This window comes from Rhodospira trueperi, from assembly GCF_900101965.1.
Lineage (GTDB): Bacteria > Pseudomonadota > Alphaproteobacteria > Rhodospirillales > Rhodospirillaceae > Rhodospira > Rhodospira trueperi.
Genome location: NZ_FNAP01000005.1, coordinates 155,856 through 173,416, shown reverse-complemented (window position 1 = coordinate 173,416; position 17,561 = coordinate 155,856). Strand labels below are relative to the sequence as shown.

The following is a 17,561-nucleotide window of genomic DNA, read 5'->3' as shown; positions in this document are numbered from 1 at the left end:
CCCGCATGCCGTCGGGGCATGCGCGCCACCGCTCCACGGACGCACGACCGTCGGGCCGCGCGGTGTCGGAACAATTCTTCAGCCAATATCATTACGAACTGACTAACGGGCGTCCCGATCATCGGTCGTCACGGCAAAACCGGGCATCAGTCGGCGAAGGGATCGTGCACCAGAATGGTTTCCTCGCGATCCGGGCCGGTCGAGAGGATGGCCACGGGGGTCTCGATCAGTTCCTCGATTCGCCGGACGTATTTGACGGCGCTGGCCGGCAGATCGGCCCACGACCGGGCGCCCTTGGTGCTGTCCCGCCACCCGTCGAGGGTTTCGTAGATCGGCCGCACCCGCGCCTGGGCGGCCATCCCGGATGGAAAATGGTCGATGTGCCGACCATCCAGCTCATACCCGACACACACCTTCAATTCGTCCATGTCGTCCAGCACGTCCAGCTTGGTCAGCACGATGCCGTCCACACCGCCGACCTTCAGGGCCTGACGAACCATGACCGCATCGAACCAGCCACAGCGACGCCGCCGACCGGTCACGGTGCCGAACTCGTTGCCGCGCTGCCCCAGGCGCTCGCCGACCGCGTCTTGGAGTTCCGTCGGAAAAGGGCCGCTGCCGACTCGTGTGGTATAGGCCTTGGTGATGCCCAGCACGTAGGCCACCGCGCCCGGCCCCATGCCGGAGCCAGCCGCCGCCTGCCCCGAAACGGTGTTGGAGGATGTCACATAGGGATACGTGCCATGCTCCACATCCAGCATCGCGCCCTGGGCCCCCTCGAACAGGATGCGTTTCCCGGTGCGCCGCGCCTCGTCCAGAATCTGCCAGACCGGCGCCACGTACGGCCCGAAGCGCTCGGCCACCTCGCGAAGCTGATCCAGCAGCGCCGTTCCGTCGAGAGGGTCGGCGCCCAAGCCCTTGCGCAGGGCGTTGTGGTGGGTCAACAGGCGGTCCAGCTTGAACTGCAGCGTCTCCGGCTCGGCCAGATCGCACACCCGAACCGCCCGGCGCGCGACCTTGTCCTCATAGGCCGGGCCGATGCCGCGCCCCGTGGTGCCGATGCGACCGCCGCCGGCGGCCTCTTCCCGGGCCCGGTCGAGTTCTCCATGGATGGGCAGGATCAGACAGGCATTGTCCGCGATCTTCAGCACATCGGGGGAAACAGATATGCCCTGGGCCGACAGCCGGTCGATCTCGCTGAACAGCGCCCAGGGGTCGATCACCACACCGTTGCCGATGACCGACAGTTTGCCGCGCACCACACCGGACGGCAGCAGGCTCAGTTTGTAGACCTCACCGTCGACCACCAGAGTATGCCCGGCGTTGTGCCCGCCCTGAAAGCGGACCACCACGTCGGCCCGTTCCGACAGCCAGTCCACCACCTTGCCCTTGCCCTCGTCACCCCACTGGGCGCCGACCACGGCGACGTTGGTCATTGATGACTCCGCATATTGAAAAAGGAACTGCGCGACGCCGCCCCTCAGCCGGCGGCGACGATGCGGTCGGCCAGAACGGCCACGACCTCGTCCGCGTCGGAGGCCGGAACCTGACAGGTGCCGGCGGTGGCGTGTCCCCCGCCCCCGTATTCCAGCATCAGATGCCCGACATCGGTGCGGGAGGAGCGGTTGATGATCGACCGGCCGACGGCAATCTCGATCAGCCCCTCTCGCGAACCCGGCAACAGGTAAAGGGAGATGTTCGCCTCCGGGAACAGCGCATAGATCATAAATCGGTTGCAGGCATACAGAAAGGCCTCGGAGCGGAAATCCACGATCACCAGATTGTCCCGCACCTGTGCGTGCCGACGCGCCTGATGCTCGGCCTTTTCCTTGTGGGCGAGGTAGAGGTGAACCCGCTCCTCGACATCGGGGATATGCAAAATCTCGTCGATGGAGTGGCGCCGGCAGTAGTGCGTCAGGTCCCGCATCAACTGTTCATTGGAGATGGCGAACTCCGCGAAGCGATGCAGTCCGGTTCGCGGATCGACGACGAAGTTCAGCATCGTCCAGCGGTCCGGCGCCAGAATGTCCATCTCGTCGTAATCGGCACTGTCGGCCTTATCGACCGCCTCGATCATCTCCGGGTTTATGTCCGGAAATCCCCCGCGCCCACCATAATACTCATAGATGACACGCGCCGCCGACGGGGCCTTGCCGTCGATCACCAGATTGTCACGCGCACCGACCCGAGTCACCTCGGAGACATGGTGATCGAACGCCAGATGAACGCCCTCGACATACGGCAGGTTGGAGGTGATGTCCCGATCCGTCACCGGCACCCGGCCGGCCTGCATGTCGTTCGGACGCGCAAAATCCACCTCGTCGATCAGCCCGCGCTCACGCAGCAACACGGCCGAGACGATGCCGTCGAAATCGGCCCGTGTGACCAGTCGAAACAGAGCCTCCCCAGCCATCTCGTCCATGTCTTCGCCCCACATCGCGACCGTCTCCACTGACACGCCGTTCCCGGCCCATCGCCTTGACCATACCCCCGCCGAAGCAACCGGCCAAGACACGCCGATACGTCCATGGCCGGACATCGTCAGCAGGCCCGGAAGCGCTCCACGCCATCCGCCCCGACCGCGCGAGACAGCCGGTCCTGAGACGCCAGATGGTGAAGATGCGCCAGCGTTTCCCCCAGGGCAAAAAACAACTGATGATCGTCCAACTCCCGCCGGAACAGATGGGGCAGCAGGTCCATGGCGCTGCGCGGTCCCTCCCGGCACAGGTCCACCGTCTCATCCAGACGGCTGTCGTGATGATGCAGCAGCACGCCCAGGCGCGCGTGCAGTCCCCGGAACGGCAGGCCGTGCGAGGGCAACACCAGCACATCATCGTCGATGCTGGCGCGCCAGTGATGCAGGCTGGAGAGAAACAGCGACAGGGGATCGGCGTCCGGCTCCGTCGGCCAGACGCTGACGTTCGGACTGATGCGCGGCAGCACCTGGTCCCCAGAGATCAGCAACCGGCGATGCGGACACCACAACCCGACATGATCCGGGGAGTGCCCGTGCCCTGTCACCACACGCCAGTCCGCCTCGCCAATGCGCACATCCGTGCCGTTCATGAGTCGCCGCACCGAAAGGGGATGCGGCACGACACGGCTCCGGTAGGGATTTCCGCGCCGCTCCACCAGATCCAGCAGGTCGTCTCCGCAGCCGGCCCGGGCATACAGCCCCCGCGAGATGGCGGCGAACTCCGGATCGGACATGGCGGCCAGTTGGCGCCCGAACGCCCATTCCGTCAGCGAGGCCCACAGTGTCACCCCCAGGCGCTCCGTCAGCCAGCCCGACAGCCCCATGTGATCCGGATGGAAATGCGTGCAGATCAGTCGCCGCGCCGGACGACCCCGCAGCGGTCCCGCCAGCAGCTGATCCCACAACGCCCGGGTCTCGTCGGTGGCAATTCCGGTGTCCACAAGCGTCCAGCCGTCGCCGTCCTCAAGGACCCAGAGGTTGATATGGTCCAGCGCGAACGGCAACGGCATGCGCAGCCACAGCACACCCGGCGCAACCGGCAGAGCGGTTCCTGGCGCCGGCGGCTCGCTGTATGGAAAGTGAAGACCGCCGGCCCCGACGGAGCGCGGCTCTGGCGAATCGCCTGGACCATGCGTCATCATGCTCCGGGTGGTAGCCTGCTTTCCGCCGCGACGCAAGCGGCTCCGCACCGCCGGCGTACCTTTCCAACACCGGGATCAGAGCCTCATGACGGCATCCGCGACCGACCCCACCCAGCCATGCGTCCGCCTGGGCATCGACCTGGGCGGCACCAAGATCGAGGGCCTCGTCCTGGACGGAGCCGGCACTGAGCGGGCGCGGCGTCGCATCCCCACGCCGCGCGGGAACTATGCGGCGACCGTGTCGGCCGTCGCCGATCTGGTCGCCACCCTGGAACACGAGGCCGGCGCCACCGCCCCACGGGTCGGGATCGGGATTCCCGGAACGATCTCGCCGGCGAGCGGTCTGGTCAAGAACGCCAACTCAACCTGGCTGATCGGCAACCCCCTTCATCAGGACCTGGAACAGGTCCTGGGCCGGCCGGTGCGCATAGCCAACGATGCCGACTGTTTTGCGCTGTCCGAAGCCACGGACGGCGCCGGCGCGGGCGCCCAAATCGTGTTCGGCATCATTCTTGGAACCGGTGTCGGAGGCGGGATCGTGGTTGATGGACGGGTGGTCTCCGGGCCCAATGCCATCGGCGGCGAATGGGGGCACAATCCCCTGCCCTGGCCCGACGACGACGAGCGCCCGGGTCCGCCCTGCTATTGTGGTCTGTCGGGCTGCATCGAGACGTTCCTGAGCGGCCCTGGCCTGTCCGCCGATCACGCCCGCGCCGGTGGCGATCTCCTCGACGCCACGGAGATCGCCGAGCGGGCGCAGGCCGGCGATCCAGCCGCCTGGGCGAGCCTGGAGCGCCATGCGGACCGGCTGGCCCGGGCCACGGCCACGGTGCTGAACATCCTTGATCCCGAGATCGTCGTCCTGGGCGGCGGCCTGTCCAACATCGACGCGCTGTACGACCTCGTCCCGAAGGCATGGCCGCGCTGGGTGTTCTCCGACACGGTCACGACCCGTCTACGCCCACCGCGTCACGGCGATTCCAGCGGCGTGCGCGGCGCGGCATGGCTCTGGCCCGATCAAGAGAAGCCCGATCAGCCGCGCGCGTAAAGCCGCGCCCGTTGCAGCAGCGTGGCCACCGACTCGCCTGACGCCGCGACGGCCACGCCGACATCAAGGCGGCATCCGCCCTCCAGTCTCGCCAGACCGTCGGACACCACCGACAGACGCGACAGTGCCTTGTCTTCGGACAGGTAGGGCAGGATCACGGCCAACCCGTTGTCCGGCCCACGCCCGAAAACGTCCGACGAACGCAGTGTCTCGCGCAGCAACCGCACCAGGGTGGCGTCCGCCGCCTTCCCACGGGCGGACGACTCGGGCGCCACCCAGGCCACGACCAGCGGCGATTGAAGCCGTTCCGCCCGATCAAGCCAGCGCCGCAACACGCGCTCAAGTGCCTTACGCACCAGAACCGGCCCCTGTCCCTCACGCTGGCAGCGCCGACGCCGCCCCCGTGCCCGAACCGCCTGGCCAAGAACCGTCGCCGCCAGCAGGTCCGGATCGAACGGGGCCGCCGCCACCACGTCGCCCCCCCGTGCGAGAACGCTGGCCACCGGATCCAGATCGACCGTCGGCACCACCAGAACCAGTCCGGGAATGTCGTAGACGGGGTCCTGCCGCATCGCCATGGCCAGATCGACGATGTTGACGCCCCCCGCACCGTCCTCCCTGGCCACCATGATGACGGCGTCGACCCCACCCTCCTCCGCGTTTCCGGTGGCAGCCCGCAACAGTCCGTCTGGACCGGCGGCCACCTCGGCCACGGCGCCGCCCCCTTCCAGCACATGGGCCAGCATCCCCGCCACCGCCGGTTCCGGGTCGAGGATCAGGACCCTCGGCATGTCGTCGCGCGCCGCCTCGCGAACCGCCGCGTGATGATCCAGAAGGGCTTCGGCCACCACCGGCTTGGCCATGACGCCGGCGCACCCGGCGCCGACGGCCCCGGCCCTGACCTGGGCCGACGGCTGCGCCTCAGTCCAATACCACGGCACACCGGCCCATGGTCCCTCCGCCGAGACCAACCGCCCGATCACGGGCGCATCGTCCGGCACGGTTTCAAGATCCACCAAAACCATTCCGGGCGCGGGGCCATCGCCCGCCATCGCGGCATCCTCCACCGCGCGCGCATCGGGCACCGCGTCCACCCGCCAGCCATAGCCGCGCAGACGCTCGGCCATCGCCGACCACGGGCTCCCGCCGATGGCGCCGACAAGAACCAGATGGCGGCGCGACTCCCCCGCGAGGTCGCCCGGCCCCCGGTCTCCGGACGCCGAGCCGGACAGAAGGCTGGACTGCTCCCTGGTCAGCCCCGCCGCACTGGCCGTCAACCGCCGCGCCATCAGGTCGATCTGTGCCAGAACGGCCGGAGACGGGGCCGCGTTCGCCGCCAGCACGCCCTCAAGCAGCAGTTCCAGCGCCGACGCCTGACGTCCGACCGCCGCGAACCCGAAGGACCCCGCCGCCCCAGCCAGCCGGTGAACGGTGCGAGAGGCGCGCCGCACCGCCGCCAGTCGCGCCCCGGGGTCACCGCCGTCGTCCTCCAGCGCCCGCCTCTCGGCCTCCAAGTCCCGGCGGTACTCGTCCACACCATTGACGAACTGCGCGAGGCTCTCCAGCAGCAGTTCCTGCCCCCGCGCGCGACCGGTCCCGGGGGATTGGGTCATGAAAGGCTCTCCTTGCGCCAGTGTCTCCACACGTCCCGAACCCGATCCGCCAGAGACAGCGGATCGAACGGCTTGCCCAGAACGCCGATAATCCCGGGATCGGTTCGACGCACCTTTTCTCCCAGATCGGGACGGCCGGTCAGCAGGATCGTCGCCGGCGCGTCGCCGGTCAAAGCGTCCCGATAGGCCCGCGACAGCGCAGGCCCCTCAAGGTCCGAAAGTTGCATGTCCAGCACTAAGAGCTGTGGATCGAACGCGGGCCCCAGACGAAGCGCCTCGACCGCGCAACCGCACGACAGAACCTCAAAACCACCGAGATCGCGCAGCGCAACCTCGGCAAGCCCCCGCACGGCCGGGTCGTCCTCCACCACCAGGACCCGCCTCAGACCGTTTCCGTCGCTGTCCCGTCCGGTTCCGACCATCCGTCACGCCCATCCGCTGTGCAACCGGCCTTGAACCACCCCCGTTCGTCCCCCGATTCAACTATCCACGCGCGGGCGCCGGACGCAACCGAAGAGGCGGCGCCGCGCCCCGCGCGCCATGGTCACGACCAAACGCGGCCCGGCCATCAGCGCCCAGGACGTGGACACAAGCATGCCGTACAGGACCGCGCTGGCATCGCCAGACGCAGTCAGAAGCGGCGGCTCGGGCGGTTCCGGCGCCAAGCCATGGCGCGCCCGGGTGATGTTCCGTAACGGCCGCGTCCAGCGCCATGGCCACGACCGCCACAACACCCGCGCGCGACGCCGGTCACGCCGCGCGACCCGGCGGGCGGCCGCGCCAACGCCCATCCCCCCATCCGAGTCGCAACGGGCCGACAGCCCGCTGGCGAACAGGGCGATCAACTCGGCCCGATCCGCCCGCGCCAAGCCCGCCCAGAGACGGGGCGCCAACGCCCGGGCCGTTCCCGGATCACGCCAGGGCGGCGCCCGCTCCACCGCGACCAGGGGAACGGCGCGACAGACCAATCCAGCCGCCTCGCAGTGTGCCACCAAACCCCACAGCCCGCTCGCCGGGTCCCAGTCCCGGGCCGCCACCGCCCGCGCCCGGGGACCAAGAACCAGTCCGGGGCCGGCGACCACGTTGACCACACAGGCGCTCGCCGGCGCACCGTCCAGACACAACCGCGCGCGACCGCCGCCGCCGTTCCCGCCCTCGCGCCAGCCGGGCGCCAGGACATCCGCCCCAGTGCGGGCCATGACGGCGGCCAGATCCGACAGCGCGTCGGATCGCAGTTCGTCGGCGTCGGTCAGCAGGCACACCGCGCCCTCCTCAGGGTCGGACGCCTCAAGCAGATGCTTCCACACCGGGCACGGCCGCCCATCAGGCGCCGTCAGACGCACAATGGTCGCCCCCTCCGCCCGGGAACCGATGCTTGTGCTTGGCGGGTCCGCCGGCCGCGCCAGCAGGTCCCGGTGCCACCCCCGCCACCGCGCCGCCGCCGTATCGGGATCGAACGCTGGGCGCGCCGCCGCGAACGGCCGGCCCAGGACAGCGCCAAGCCGATCCGCCAGCGCCATGGCCTCATGAGGAACCAGGACCCGCGCCCGATCCCCTTCCGCGATCAACGCCGGGATCCCGCCCGTGTCGCTGGCCAGCACCGGCACCCGTAAGGCCAAGCATTCGTGCAGCGTCAAGGGACAGTTCTCCATCGGCGCCAGCACCAGGGCCAGCCGCCCCGCCCCGCGCAGGTATTCGAGCGCGCCCGCCCGATCCAACGTATCCAGCACCGCCACCGACCACGGCCACTCCCGCGCCCGACGCGCGATGACCCGCCCGGCGGGCTCCCCCTCCACGGTGCCCGCGCGGCCGAGAAACGTAACCCGGCGGGGTCCCGCGCCACCCCGCGCCGCCAGCAGATCGAGCGCGTCGAGGAACACCGCCACACCCTTGCGATCCTCCAGGCGACCGAACAGCACGAGATCCTCAATGGGTCCATCACCATCGAACGGCCGCGACGGCCCGGGACCCGGCATGAGCTGCGGCATAATCCGGACGGGCGGCAGCGCCACGCCCCGCCCGGCCAGCCAGTCCGGCATGAACCGGCCCGGCGCCCACACCGCGTCCATGACCGACAACGCGACCCTTTCCAGGTCCATCTGGACCAGTCGTTCCAGTTCGGCGAACCCCGCCGCGTTGCCGGCCATGGTCCAGTCCGAGGCCCCGTGCAGCCCCAGGACCAGCCGCGTCCGCCGAAGCGCCACTCCCAGCGCCCGGGCCTGCCCGCACAGGGCGGCCTCACCGCCCCAGTCGTTGAAATGCACCAGATCGAAAGCCCGCCCGTCCAGCCAGCGCAGAACATGCCAGCGCCGCGCCAGCGTGCCCCGCGCCCAGACGCCGGCCATCGGCGGCGTGACAGCATCGGCGCCGACCGGCGGCAGCGGCTCCAGAGTCACGCCCCGGTTCCGGTAGTGCCGCGCCCAACCGTCGAAGTCACCGTCCATGACCCGCCGTCCATTGAGACACAGAACGGTGACGTCGTGGCCCTCGCCCACCAGCAGGTCGGCCAGCGCGGTCATGACGGTGCCGATGCCGCCTGTGCGCGTCACGCCCAGGATTTCGGTGGTCACCAGGCAGACCCGCGCGCGGTCCGCTTGTCGCGGGATCTCGCCGGATCGGGTCACACCGGCAGGCCCCCCGCCCGCAGTCGCCCCACAACGCGGGTCCGCGCCCGGTCATGGTCCATGGTCCGCGACATCGAATCCGGCGAGAGCCGCTTCCACACCAGCGGGCGCGGGATGACACCCTGTCGCACGCCGGCAAGCCACGCCCGGACGAGGAAATCCCAGTCCTCCGCACCGACGGTCGGATCGGGGTCGAAGCCGCCCAACGCCCGGAACGCGGCACGCCGGACCAGCATGTTGGCGTCGCCCAGGTTGTTGCCCCGCGCCAGCAGGCCAGGTACCGGACCCAGGGGCCGATACCACCCGTCGGCCCCGGAACCGCCGCTCGGCGGCGCCTCCCCCGCGAACAGGGCCGCCCAGCATGTCCAGATGTCGGCGCTCTCGGTCGCGGCGGCGCGCGCGAAATCCTCCACCGCGCCGGGCGGCGCGATGTTGTCGTCATCCATGAACAGGACCCAGTCCATGTCCAGAGCGTCCACGCCGACGCCCCGGGCCGCCCCAAGGCTGGACTCGGCGCGCCACAGCACCCGCATCGGGAAGGCGTCCTCACGCGCGGCGAGCGCATCCAGCGCCGCCCGGGCGCGCGGGCAAGAACTGGCCGCGTCCACCACCACGACCTGATCCGGCGGGCGGGTCTGCGCCCGCAGCGAGTCCAACGCCGCCCCCAGCCAGCGCGGCCGGTCATGGTGGACCAGGACCACACCCACGCTCACCCGCCGCGCGTCGGCGCACCGTCGGCGGTGCCGGGCGGCGTGGGACAGGCTCTCCAGCCAAGCGGTCAGGTCCCGCGCGGTCCGGACGTCCGCCAGCAGCGCCCCGGGCCGCCCGATCCAATCCGCCTCCGCCCGCGCAAGGGCATCCAAATCCGCAAGGATGTGCGCATCGTCCCGGCCGTCCCGCGCCACGGGGTCCGCTTCGGGACACACCAGCCAGCGCGGGGGATCCGGATCGAGAGCCGCCGCCCGAATCCGCGCGGCGATCCCCAGCCACCACGGCGGCCCCACGGCCAGGAGGGCATCGACCGGCGCGAGACGGTGCAATCGCTCGGCCACCAAGCGCGCGGTTTCAGCCACCCCGCCTTCAGGCTCGCCCTGAAGCTCCTGGAAAGACAGGTCAAGGACGACGCCCCCTGCATTAACCAACCTATTCGTCAACGCCGTCCGTCCACCCCCCGCCGTCAAAACCGCTAGGATCGGCGGGACCGCCGAATGATCGCCCGCGTCAGCGCATGGGCGCTTTGTCCCCCCGAATTCTCCATGATAGTATTTGGCCCTCGTGATCAGGGTCTCGGCAGGAGGTCGCGCGGGCATGGGCGGACAAGACCACAATGAAAGCGAAATCGCCAATGGCGTCATCGCGGCGGCACAGGAAGCCGTGTCCAGTCTGGATGGACACCAGAGCCAACGGCGGGCTCACCTCCACAAGCTAAACGAGTTGTTCACGGTCGTCGAGCAGCGCTACACGGCCATGCTGCAGGACCTGCACCAGAAAGATCAGCGGATCGAATCCCTGGAACGGACCAATGAGCAGTTGGTCGCCACACTGCGGACACTGACCGACCACATTCAGGACAGTGTCCAGGCCATGGAATCCGGCGATGTGGACCTGGCGACCGCGATCAGCCGGTCGGAGGCCCTGGTCTCCACTGCCTTCGGAACCGGCGGCAACGCCAATCCGACTCAGCCGCCCGACACCCCGCCCGTGCCGGAACCAGACCCGGCAACGGACGTCCTGGAGGACCACGACGGCGAGATCGAGGACCTCGAGGTTCTGGAGCCGGTCGAATCGGATACCGAGAGCGGCCTCAGCGATGTTGACGACCTTGTGTTCGAGGAAGCCCTGCCGGAGACCACCCTCCCGGTCTTGGAGGAAACCGTCGCGCTGGACCCCGGCCCCAAGGGCGACCCCGATGGCCAAGAAGACGCGGACCTTGACGTCATCGGCGTGGAGGTGAAGGCTGAGGCGGCGGAGAAGGCCGGCGGGACCGAGAATGACACGCCGCTTCTGACATGGACCGAGCGATGGTCGGTCGGTGTTCCGGAGATGGACAAGGACCATCGGATCCTGATCAGTCTGATCAACCAGTTGACCCACGCCTTCAGCGCCCCCGAAAGCAACTGGGTGGTCGGCAGCGTCCTCAACAGTCTTTGGGATTATACGACCTATCACTTCAATCGTGAGGAAGCGCTGCTGCGGGCCGCCAACTTCCCGGGCGCGTCCGAACACGCAGGTCGTCATGTCTCGCTGAAAACACAGGTCCGGGAGTGGCTGGATTCCTACCAGAACGATCCGGACTCGGTGGATCCCCACGAGCTTCAGGTATCATTGCGCGGATGGTTGATGAATCATGTCCTTGGCGAGGACATGCGCTACCGTCCCTATGTCGAGCACAACACCGACGCCCAGGCCATCGCCGCGTCCATAACCGTGGACCCGGAGCTTCTGGACAGTCTGCGCGACGTGGCGGGTCTCGACGACTTGGCCGGCCTCGACGATGCGGCCGAGCCGCCGACCTGACGTGAGCACCCGCGCCAGCCCCTTGCCAGCCCACACTCACCGGACACGGACCAAGGCCATGGGAAAAAGCGCGGAAGCAAGCGGTGCGGCGGCCGTGCTGGCCGAAATGCGTCAGGAGTTCCTGGAGGAAGTCGGCGATGCCGCCCGCGACCTGATGATGGCCGTCGAAGCCTCCCGCCACGACGAGGCAGGCCTGCCCGAGACCATCCGAACGGGCCACCGCCTGGGGCTTTCGCTACGCGGCCAAGGCGACACGCTGGGACTCAGTCCCTTGACGGCGCTCGGACTGCGTCTGGGGGATTATCTCTCCGAAACCCGCAACGTTTCGCCCGAACTCATCCTCGGCGATTTGGAACGGTTCCTTGAGGTCGTGCTGGACGTCACCGAAGGCCGGATCGCCCCCGACGCCGAACAAGCCCCCCTGGTCCGCCGGCTGCCGGCCAAGCGCGGTTTCGCCATCGGCGACATCAAGGCGCGCGATGTCGAGATCATGCTGGTCATGGAACCGGGCGCGCAGACTCACTTCGTCGAGCGGGAGTTGCAGCAGTGCGGCTACCGCACGGTCCAGATCAGCGCGACGTTCGAGGCCCTGCCCCTGATCGTGCGCACCAAGCCGGACATGGTCATCATCTCCGCCGTCATGCCCGGCCTGAGCGGCATCGACCTGACCATCGGCCTGACGGCAATGCCCGAAACGCGCAATGTGCCGGTCGCGCTCATCACCAGTCTGGACCCGGAGTGCGAACAACTCGCCCTGATCCCCAAGCAGGTACCGATCATCCACAAGGGCCCCGCGTTCGGCGACGACCTTTTCTCGGCCCTGGACACCCTGTTTCTGATCTGACGCCTTGAGGATCGGCGCGTTCTCGGATCAATAGCGATCCTCGCCCAGGGTCATGACGCCAACACCGATGGCCACGCCCCCGAAGGTGACGAACAGCCCGGCGAACAGCATCAGAAGGTTCAGGGGCCAGTGATCCGAATTTAGCACCAATGTGCCCAACCCGCCGATATCGGTCCAAAGCAGGCCGACGCCGAAGGTGACGGCGCCGGTCAGGCCGTACACGACATGACGCGCCATGAAGGCGATGGCGTTGCGTTCGTGCCGGGTGAGGGGCATGGCGTGCGTCTCCGCTAAGTCGGTTCGCCTGTTCCGCGTCAGGCTGCGCCCGCCGACCGTCTCCGCGCATTGATCTGGATCCGAGCGGAACGCGTCACCCGCCGCCCTCCTGAATCGTCGCGTCCAGGCCCAGGCCGTCGATCAGGGCGCACAGGTCGGTGACCACCGCCTCCAGCACCGCCTTGTCGGTGCCGCGCGCCACCAGCGTGGTGCCGATCTGGCCGCCGCGCGCCCAGGGATAGCTGCCCAGGTCCACGTCCGGCCAGCGGTCCTGGATGGCGGACAGGGCCTCGGCCACCTCGCTTTCGCGCACCGTGGCGGTCACCGCGCGCGACAGGATGGGCGGCCCACCGGTCAGGCCCGGCGCCAGGCTTTCGAACATGGCCCGCATGATGGAGGGCACGCCGGCCAGCACGAACACGCTCCCGACCCGGAACCCCGGCGCACCGCTGGCCGGGTTCTCGATCAGCGCGGCGCCCTCCGGCATGGATGCCATGCGCAAGCGGACCTCGGTGATGTCATCGCCATAGGCGTCACGCATGACGCGCTCCGCCTCCGGATGACGCAATACCGGCAGGCCGAAGGCGGCGCCGATGCTGGCGGCCGTGATGTCATCGTGGGTGGGACCGATACCACCGGTCGTGAAGACATAGGTCTCGCGGGCACGGAGCGTGTTGACGGCCTTGATGATGGCCGCCTCTTCGTCCGGCACGACGCGAACCTCGCGCAACGGAATGCCCATGGCCGAGAGCCGTCCAGCGATGTACTTGACGTTGGCGTCCTGAGTGCGCCCCGACAGGATCTCGTTGCCGATGACGATCAGAGCGGCGGTGGGCGGCGTGTCGGCAGTCATGGCGTCGTACGATGTCCGATTGATCCGTTCCGATCAGGAGCAGGCCGCTGAGCACACGGAAACACAGGGGTCGCTTTTCCACCGCCGATTCCCGCCTGGGCCCGGGTCTGGAGGGCGATCCACACCCGGGAGTTTACAGGCCCGGCCCGCGCCGTCCAGCCAGCAGGAGATCTGACCGCAAAACGGGCGTGCTCTGGCTTTTCCCCGTTTCCGGAGCCAGTTGGGGCGGCGCCGTGTCCCGTCCCAACGGGTATCGCGGACGCTGGCGGAAACGCGTATTTCCGATAGCCCTAACCAGCCGCCCTACAACGGGTCCCTGTTTCTTTCTCATCCGCACCGAAAACCGACGGCGCGCCCGCCGGGCTTAGACGCTCGTGTCCAAACCCTGACCGCCGGCGCCACCCTCCGCTTGGGATGCATCCGCCACCGGGGCCTGCCGCTTCGGCCCGCCCTTGGAGACCACCACCATGGCCGGGCGCAGCAGGCGGTCGTGGATAACATAGCCGTCCTGGAAGACCTGCACCACCGTGCCGGCCGGCACGTCCTGATTCTCCATTTCCTGCATGGCCTGATGCAGGTTGGGATCGAACGGCTGGTTCATCGCCTCGATGCGCTTCACCCCATACTGGCCCAGGGCGTTCAGCAGTTCCTTGGCCGTCATCTCCACGCCGACGGCGAGGTTCTTCAGGTGCGGGTCGGCCTCGCGCGCTTCCTGGGGGGCCGCGGCCAGCGCGCGGTCCATGTTGTCGGCCACCGGCAGGATGGCCTTGGCCAGATTGGAGACCGCGTACTTGGAATTGTCCTGGATGCGCTTGTCGGCCATGCGTTTGGTGTTCTGCGCCTCGGCCAGGGCGCCCAGGTACTCGCGGTTCAGGCGCGCCACCTCGGCCTCCAGTTCGGCGATGCGCGCCCCCGGATCATCCTCGACGGCCGGCGCGTCGGCGCCGTCCGAAGATTGGGCGTCCTCGGCGCCAGTGGTGGTGTCCTCGACGGTTTCCTCGGCCTCCGGCGTGGCGTCCGGCGCCTCGTCCCGGGGCTGATCCTTCGCATGGGTCTGAGTCATCGCGGGTCCATATCCGTTTCAGAAGGTCGAAAACACGAGGCTCAACCGATCAGGCGGCCGATCACCTTCGCGGTGTAGTCCACCAGCGGCACGATGCGCCGGTAATTCAGGCGCGTGGGGCCGACGACGCCGATGGCGCCAACGATCTCTTCGCGGCTGTTCTGATAGGGCGCCACGATCAGCGAGCACCCGGCCAGCGTGAACAGGTCGTTCTCCGCCCCAATAAAGATTTGCACCCCTTCGGCGTCAATCACCAGATCGAGCATGCGAAGGACCTGTTCCTTGGTCTCCAGCACGTCGAACAGGGCGCGGATCCGTTCCAGGTCCTGCACCGCGCTGACGTCGTTGAGCAGGTTGCCCTGCCCGCGCACGATCAGGGCAGCGCCCGGCTTGTCGTCCGACCACGTGGCCAGACCGGCGGCCACCACCTTGCGCGACAGGTCATCGAGCAGGCTGCGATCCGTCTCCAGGTCGGCCAGGATGGCCTCTCGCGACTCGTCCAGGGTACGCTCCGCCAACCGCGCATTGAGATAGTTGGTGGCCTCCACCAGGGCCGACGGCGGCAGACCGCGGGGCACCTCCAACACCCGGTTCTCGACCGTGCCGTTGGCAGCCACCATCACCACCAGCGCCCGCCCCGGCCCCAGGTGGACCAGTTCGATATGCTTCAGCGGCGCGTCCGTCTTCGGCGCGATCACCAGCCCGGCGCACTGGGACAGGCCGGACAGCAGGGTCGTCGCCTCCTCCAGCATGCCCTCCAGACTGCGCCCGGCGGCCTGGCACATGGTCTCGATCCGGGTGCGCTCCGTGGTATCCAGCGCGCCCACCTCCAGCAGGCCGTTGACGAACATGCGCAGGCCCAGTTCTGTCGGCAACCGCCCCGCCGACGCATGCGGCGCATACAGCAGGCCGCCCTGTTCCAGGTCGGCCATGACGTTGCGGATGGTGGCCGGCGAGACGCCGACCGACATCTTGCGCGACAGCGTGCGCGAGCCCACCGGCTCGCCGGTCTCCACAAACGTGTCAACCAGCCGCTGGAAGACCTCGCGCGAGCGCGCGTCCAGATCCGTCAGGGGCGAAACCGGGGTGACCATCGGGCGGTGCCATCCACATGTCGATCTCCCGGGCCGAGCGGCCCAGGGTGAGCCGAAATCTAGGGAGCGGTCCACACCCCGTCAACGGTGCCCAGCGCGATCGCGCGCTGGACGGGACTCACGGTACCCAGCGCATGAGGCTGCGCAGGTCGGTGCGCGTCTCGACCACCAAGAACCCAGCGCGCTCCAGGGCGGAGGCAATGCCCACGTATCCCTCGCCCCACATCAGGGGTCGACGCGGGGTGATGGGCGCGGCCTCGACGGCCGCCGCACCATGGCGGGCGGCGAAGGCGCAGGCCTCGCGGGCCAGCACCGTCATCAGTCCCCGGCGGCGCGCGTCCTTGCGCAGGTAGAAGCAGGACAGAGCCCAGACGCTGTTCAGATCGGCGTCCGGCGGGCTGGGCTTCGCCGAGCGCGCGCGGTTGAAGCGCGGCACCTCGGCGCGCGGCGTCACCTGCACCCAGCCCACGGCCTCCGCGCCGCGATAAGCGAGCAGGCCCGGTGGCGGCCCGGCCGCGACACGGTCGCGGAACGCCGCGCGGCGCGTCTCGCCGCTGCCGGCATCCCAGCCTTTCGGCGTCACCCGCCAGTACATGCACCAGCAGTCCCGGGCCTCGCCCCCCGTGGCGAACAGCGCCTCCAGGTCGGGGAAGCGGTCGGGCGTGAGGGGATGAACGGTGGCTGTGTCGGGCATCTTGCCCTCGCCATTCTTACGGCCGCGTCTGGCCGGACCCGCGCACCTGATACTTGAAGCTGGTGAGCTGCTCGACGCCCACCGGGCCGCGCGCGTGCAGCTTGCCGGTGGCGATGCCGATCTCGGCGCCCATGCCGAACTCGCCGCCGTCGGCGAACTGGGTGGAGGCGTTGACCATGACGATGGCGCTGTCCACGGCGTTCAGGAACGTCTCGGCGGCGGCCGGATCCTCGGTGAGGATGGCGTCGGTGTGGTCGGAGCCGTGCGCGGCGATGTGGGCGATGGCCTCGTCGAGCCCCTCCACCACTTTCATGGAGACGATGGCGTCCAGGTATTCCGTGTCCCAGTCAGCGTCCGTCGCCGGCTGCACCCGCGCATCCAACGCCTGGGTTTCGGCACAGCCGCGCACCGCGCAGCCAACCGCCGTCAGGTCCTCCACCAACGCGGGGACCATGGCGGCGGCGACGGCGCGGTCCACCAGCACCGTTTCGGTGGCGCCACAGATGCCGGTGCGGCGCATCTTGGCGTTGACCGTGATCGCCCGCGCCTTGCCCGGGTCGGCGGCGGCATGGATGTAGGTGTGGCAGATGCCCTCCAGGTGCTTGAACAGAGGCACCCGGCTTTCGGCGGTGACGCGCTCGATCAGCGATTTGCCGCCGCGCGGGACGATGACGTCGATGAAGTCCGACAGCCGCAGCATCGCCCCCACGGCGGCGCGGTCGGTGGTGGGGATCATCTGGCAGGCGTCGGCGGGCAAGCCGGCCTCGGCCAGACCGGCGTGAACGGCGGCCAGGATGGCGTGGGACGAGTGAAACGACTCCGAGCCGCCGCGCAGGATCACCGCGTTGCCGGCCTTCAGGCACAAGGCGGCGGCGTCGGCGGTGACGTTCGGCCGGCTCTCGTAGATCACGCCGATCACCCCCAGCGGCACGCGCACGCGGGCGATGCGCAGGCCGTTCGGGCGGTCCCAATCCGCCAGTACCGTGCCGACCGGATCGGGCAGCGCGGCGACGTCCTCCAGCCCCTTGGCCATGGCCTTGATGCGGGCATCGTTGAGCAACAGCCGGTCGAGCATCGCCTTCGACAACCCCTTGGCCTCACCGGCCGCCATGTCCTGGGCGTTCGCGGCCTTGATGGCCTCGGCCTGGGCGCGAAGGGCGGCGGCGGCGGCGGTCAGCGCACGGTTCTTGGCCTCGGTCGGCGCCGTGCCCAGCACCCGCCCGGCGGCGCGGGCGCGCCGGCCGATGTCGTGCATCAGGGCGTCGATGTCGGTGGTCTGATCGAGCGCGTCCATGGTCAAGCCTTCTCTATGCGTAG

Annotated in this window: 16 protein-coding genes; 3 read left to right on the top strand and 13 right to left on the bottom strand. The window is 69.0% G+C overall.

The genetic code is table 11. The features are described from left to right. Nucleotides 1-146: 146 nt before the first annotated feature. From BLS85_RS08530 to BLS85_RS08520, 3 genes are all read right to left on the bottom strand, one after another. Nucleotides 147-1,436: an adenylosuccinate synthase gene (locus BLS85_RS08530; RefSeq protein ID WP_092785204.1), complete on the bottom strand. Its 1,290-nt coding sequence runs from the start codon at nt 1,434-1,436 to the stop codon at nt 147-149. 44 nt (nt 1,437-1,480) lie between these two features. After that, entirely contained in the window at nt 1,481-2,437 is a 957-nt protein-coding gene (locus tag BLS85_RS08525) for an exopolyphosphatase (RefSeq protein WP_245699146.1), read from the bottom strand. A 104-nt stretch (nt 2,438-2,541) separates the two neighbouring features. Then, nucleotides 2,542-3,618, bottom strand: coding sequence for an MBL fold metallo-hydrolase (locus BLS85_RS08520; RefSeq protein WP_342729381.1), 1,077 nt, complete (start codon nt 3,616-3,618; stop codon nt 2,542-2,544). 85 nt (nt 3,619-3,703) lie between these two features. Between BLS85_RS08520 and BLS85_RS08515 the strand changes: the two genes are divergently transcribed. Continuing rightward, entirely contained in the window at nt 3,704-4,666 is a 963-nt protein-coding gene (locus tag BLS85_RS08515; protein ID WP_092785202.1) for an ROK family protein, read from the top strand. Here the strand turns inward: BLS85_RS08515 and BLS85_RS08510 are convergent. The 4 genes from BLS85_RS08510 to BLS85_RS08495 are packed head-to-tail and all read right to left on the bottom strand — an operon-like array spanning nt 4,651 to nt 9,976. After that, nucleotides 4,651-6,279 (bottom strand): Hpt domain-containing protein, encoded by a 1,629-nt coding sequence (locus BLS85_RS08510; RefSeq protein ID WP_092785198.1) that lies wholly within the window; start codon nt 6,277-6,279, stop codon nt 4,651-4,653. The genes BLS85_RS08515 and BLS85_RS08510 overlap by 16 nt on opposite strands. Further along, on the bottom strand, nt 6,276-6,701 hold the full coding sequence (locus tag BLS85_RS08505; protein ID WP_092785195.1) for a response regulator: 426 nt from the start codon (nt 6,699-6,701) through the stop codon (nt 6,276-6,278). Before BLS85_RS08505 ends, BLS85_RS08510 begins: the two co-directional genes overlap by 4 nt. Before the next feature lie 57 nt (nt 6,702-6,758). Further along, nucleotides 6,759-8,903, bottom strand: coding sequence for a glycosyltransferase family 4 protein (locus BLS85_RS08500; protein ID WP_092785192.1), 2,145 nt, complete (start codon nt 8,901-8,903; stop codon nt 6,759-6,761). After that, complete coding sequence (locus tag BLS85_RS08495; protein WP_176793521.1) at nt 8,900-9,976, bottom strand: glycosyltransferase family 2 protein; 1,077 nt, start codon at nt 9,974-9,976, stop codon at nt 8,900-8,902. The genes BLS85_RS08500 and BLS85_RS08495 overlap by 4 nt, the downstream gene beginning before the upstream one ends. Before the next feature lie 235 nt (nt 9,977-10,211). Here BLS85_RS08495 and BLS85_RS08490 point away from each other — a divergent pair, with 235 nt between their 5' ends. Both BLS85_RS08490 and BLS85_RS08485 read left to right on the top strand, forming a co-directional pair. Next, nucleotides 10,212-11,420, top strand: a complete 1,209-nt coding sequence (locus BLS85_RS08490) for a bacteriohemerythrin (RefSeq protein WP_092785189.1) — start codon at nt 10,212-10,214, stop codon at nt 11,418-11,420. Between the two features lie 58 nt (nt 11,421-11,478). Then, nucleotides 11,479-12,264, top strand: a complete 786-nt coding sequence (locus tag BLS85_RS08485) for a response regulator (RefSeq protein WP_092785186.1) — start codon at nt 11,479-11,481, stop codon at nt 12,262-12,264. Nucleotides 12,265-12,291: 27 nt separating this feature from the next. Here BLS85_RS08485 and BLS85_RS08480 read toward each other — a convergent pair whose 3' ends face one another. The 6 genes from BLS85_RS08480 to BLS85_RS08455 form a co-directional block, all read right to left on the bottom strand. Then, nucleotides 12,292-12,540, bottom strand: coding sequence for a hypothetical protein (locus BLS85_RS08480; protein ID WP_092785184.1), 249 nt, complete (start codon nt 12,538-12,540; stop codon nt 12,292-12,294). A gap of 94 nt (nt 12,541-12,634) precedes the next feature. Then, nucleotides 12,635-13,393, bottom strand: coding sequence for a competence/damage-inducible protein A (locus tag BLS85_RS08475; RefSeq protein WP_092785181.1), 759 nt, complete (start codon nt 13,391-13,393; stop codon nt 12,635-12,637). A 364-nt stretch (nt 13,394-13,757) separates the two neighbouring features. Next, a complete protein-coding gene (gene grpE / locus BLS85_RS08470; RefSeq protein ID WP_092785178.1) occupies nt 13,758-14,456 on the bottom strand; it encodes a nucleotide exchange factor GrpE in 699 nt (232 codons plus the stop codon). Nucleotides 14,457-14,497: 41 nt separating this feature from the next. After that, entirely contained in the window at nt 14,498-15,550 is a 1,053-nt protein-coding gene (gene hrcA / locus BLS85_RS08465; RefSeq protein WP_092785175.1) for a heat-inducible transcriptional repressor HrcA, read from the bottom strand. 118 nt (nt 15,551-15,668) lie between these two features. Then, complete coding sequence (locus tag BLS85_RS08460) at nt 15,669-16,244, bottom strand: GNAT family N-acetyltransferase (RefSeq protein WP_092785173.1); 576 nt, start codon at nt 16,242-16,244, stop codon at nt 15,669-15,671. A 16-nt stretch (nt 16,245-16,260) separates the two neighbouring features. Then, on the bottom strand, nt 16,261-17,538 hold the full coding sequence (locus tag BLS85_RS08455) for a glutamate-5-semialdehyde dehydrogenase (RefSeq protein ID WP_092785170.1): 1,278 nt from the start codon (nt 17,536-17,538) through the stop codon (nt 16,261-16,263). Nucleotides 17,539-17,561 lie beyond the last annotated feature (23 nt).

Bases quoted from the DNA above. Each gene is read 5' to 3' on its own strand.
- BLS85_RS08460 (WP_092785173.1), bottom strand. From the start codon at position 16,244: ATGCCCGACACAGCCACCGTTCATCCCCTCACGCCCGACCGCTTCCCC.
- hrcA (WP_092785175.1), bottom strand. From the start codon at position 15,550: ATGGTCACCCCGGTTTCGCCCCTGACGGATCTGGACGCGCGCTCGCGC.
- BLS85_RS08480 (WP_092785184.1), bottom strand. From the start codon at position 12,540: ATGCCCCTCACCCGGCACGAACGCAACGCCATCGCCTTCATGGCGCGT.
- BLS85_RS08485 (WP_092785186.1), top strand. From the start codon at position 11,479: ATGGGAAAAAGCGCGGAAGCAAGCGGTGCGGCGGCCGTGCTGGCCGAA.
- BLS85_RS08530 (WP_092785204.1), bottom strand. From the start codon at position 1,436: ATGACCAACGTCGCCGTGGTCGGCGCCCAGTGGGGTGACGAGGGCAAG.
- BLS85_RS08505 (WP_092785195.1), bottom strand. From the start codon at position 6,701: ATGGTCGGAACCGGACGGGACAGCGACGGAAACGGTCTGAGGCGGGTC.
- grpE (WP_092785178.1), bottom strand. From the start codon at position 14,456: ATGACTCAGACCCATGCGAAGGATCAGCCCCGGGACGAGGCGCCGGAC.
- BLS85_RS08455 (WP_092785170.1), bottom strand. From the start codon at position 17,538: ATGGACGCGCTCGATCAGACCACCGACATCGACGCCCTGATGCACGAC.
- BLS85_RS08510 (WP_092785198.1), bottom strand. From the start codon at position 6,279: ATGACCCAATCCCCCGGGACCGGTCGCGCGCGGGGGCAGGAACTGCTG.
- BLS85_RS08490 (WP_092785189.1), top strand. From the start codon at position 10,212: ATGGGCGGACAAGACCACAATGAAAGCGAAATCGCCAATGGCGTCATC.
- BLS85_RS08525 (WP_245699146.1), bottom strand. From the start codon at position 2,437: ATGTGGGGCGAAGACATGGACGAGATGGCTGGGGAGGCTCTGTTTCGA.
- BLS85_RS08520 (WP_342729381.1), bottom strand. From the start codon at position 3,618: ATGATGACGCATGGTCCAGGCGATTCGCCAGAGCCGCGCTCCGTCGGG.
- BLS85_RS08475 (WP_092785181.1), bottom strand. From the start codon at position 13,393: ATGACTGCCGACACGCCGCCCACCGCCGCTCTGATCGTCATCGGCAAC.
- BLS85_RS08515 (WP_092785202.1), top strand. From the start codon at position 3,704: ATGACGGCATCCGCGACCGACCCCACCCAGCCATGCGTCCGCCTGGGC.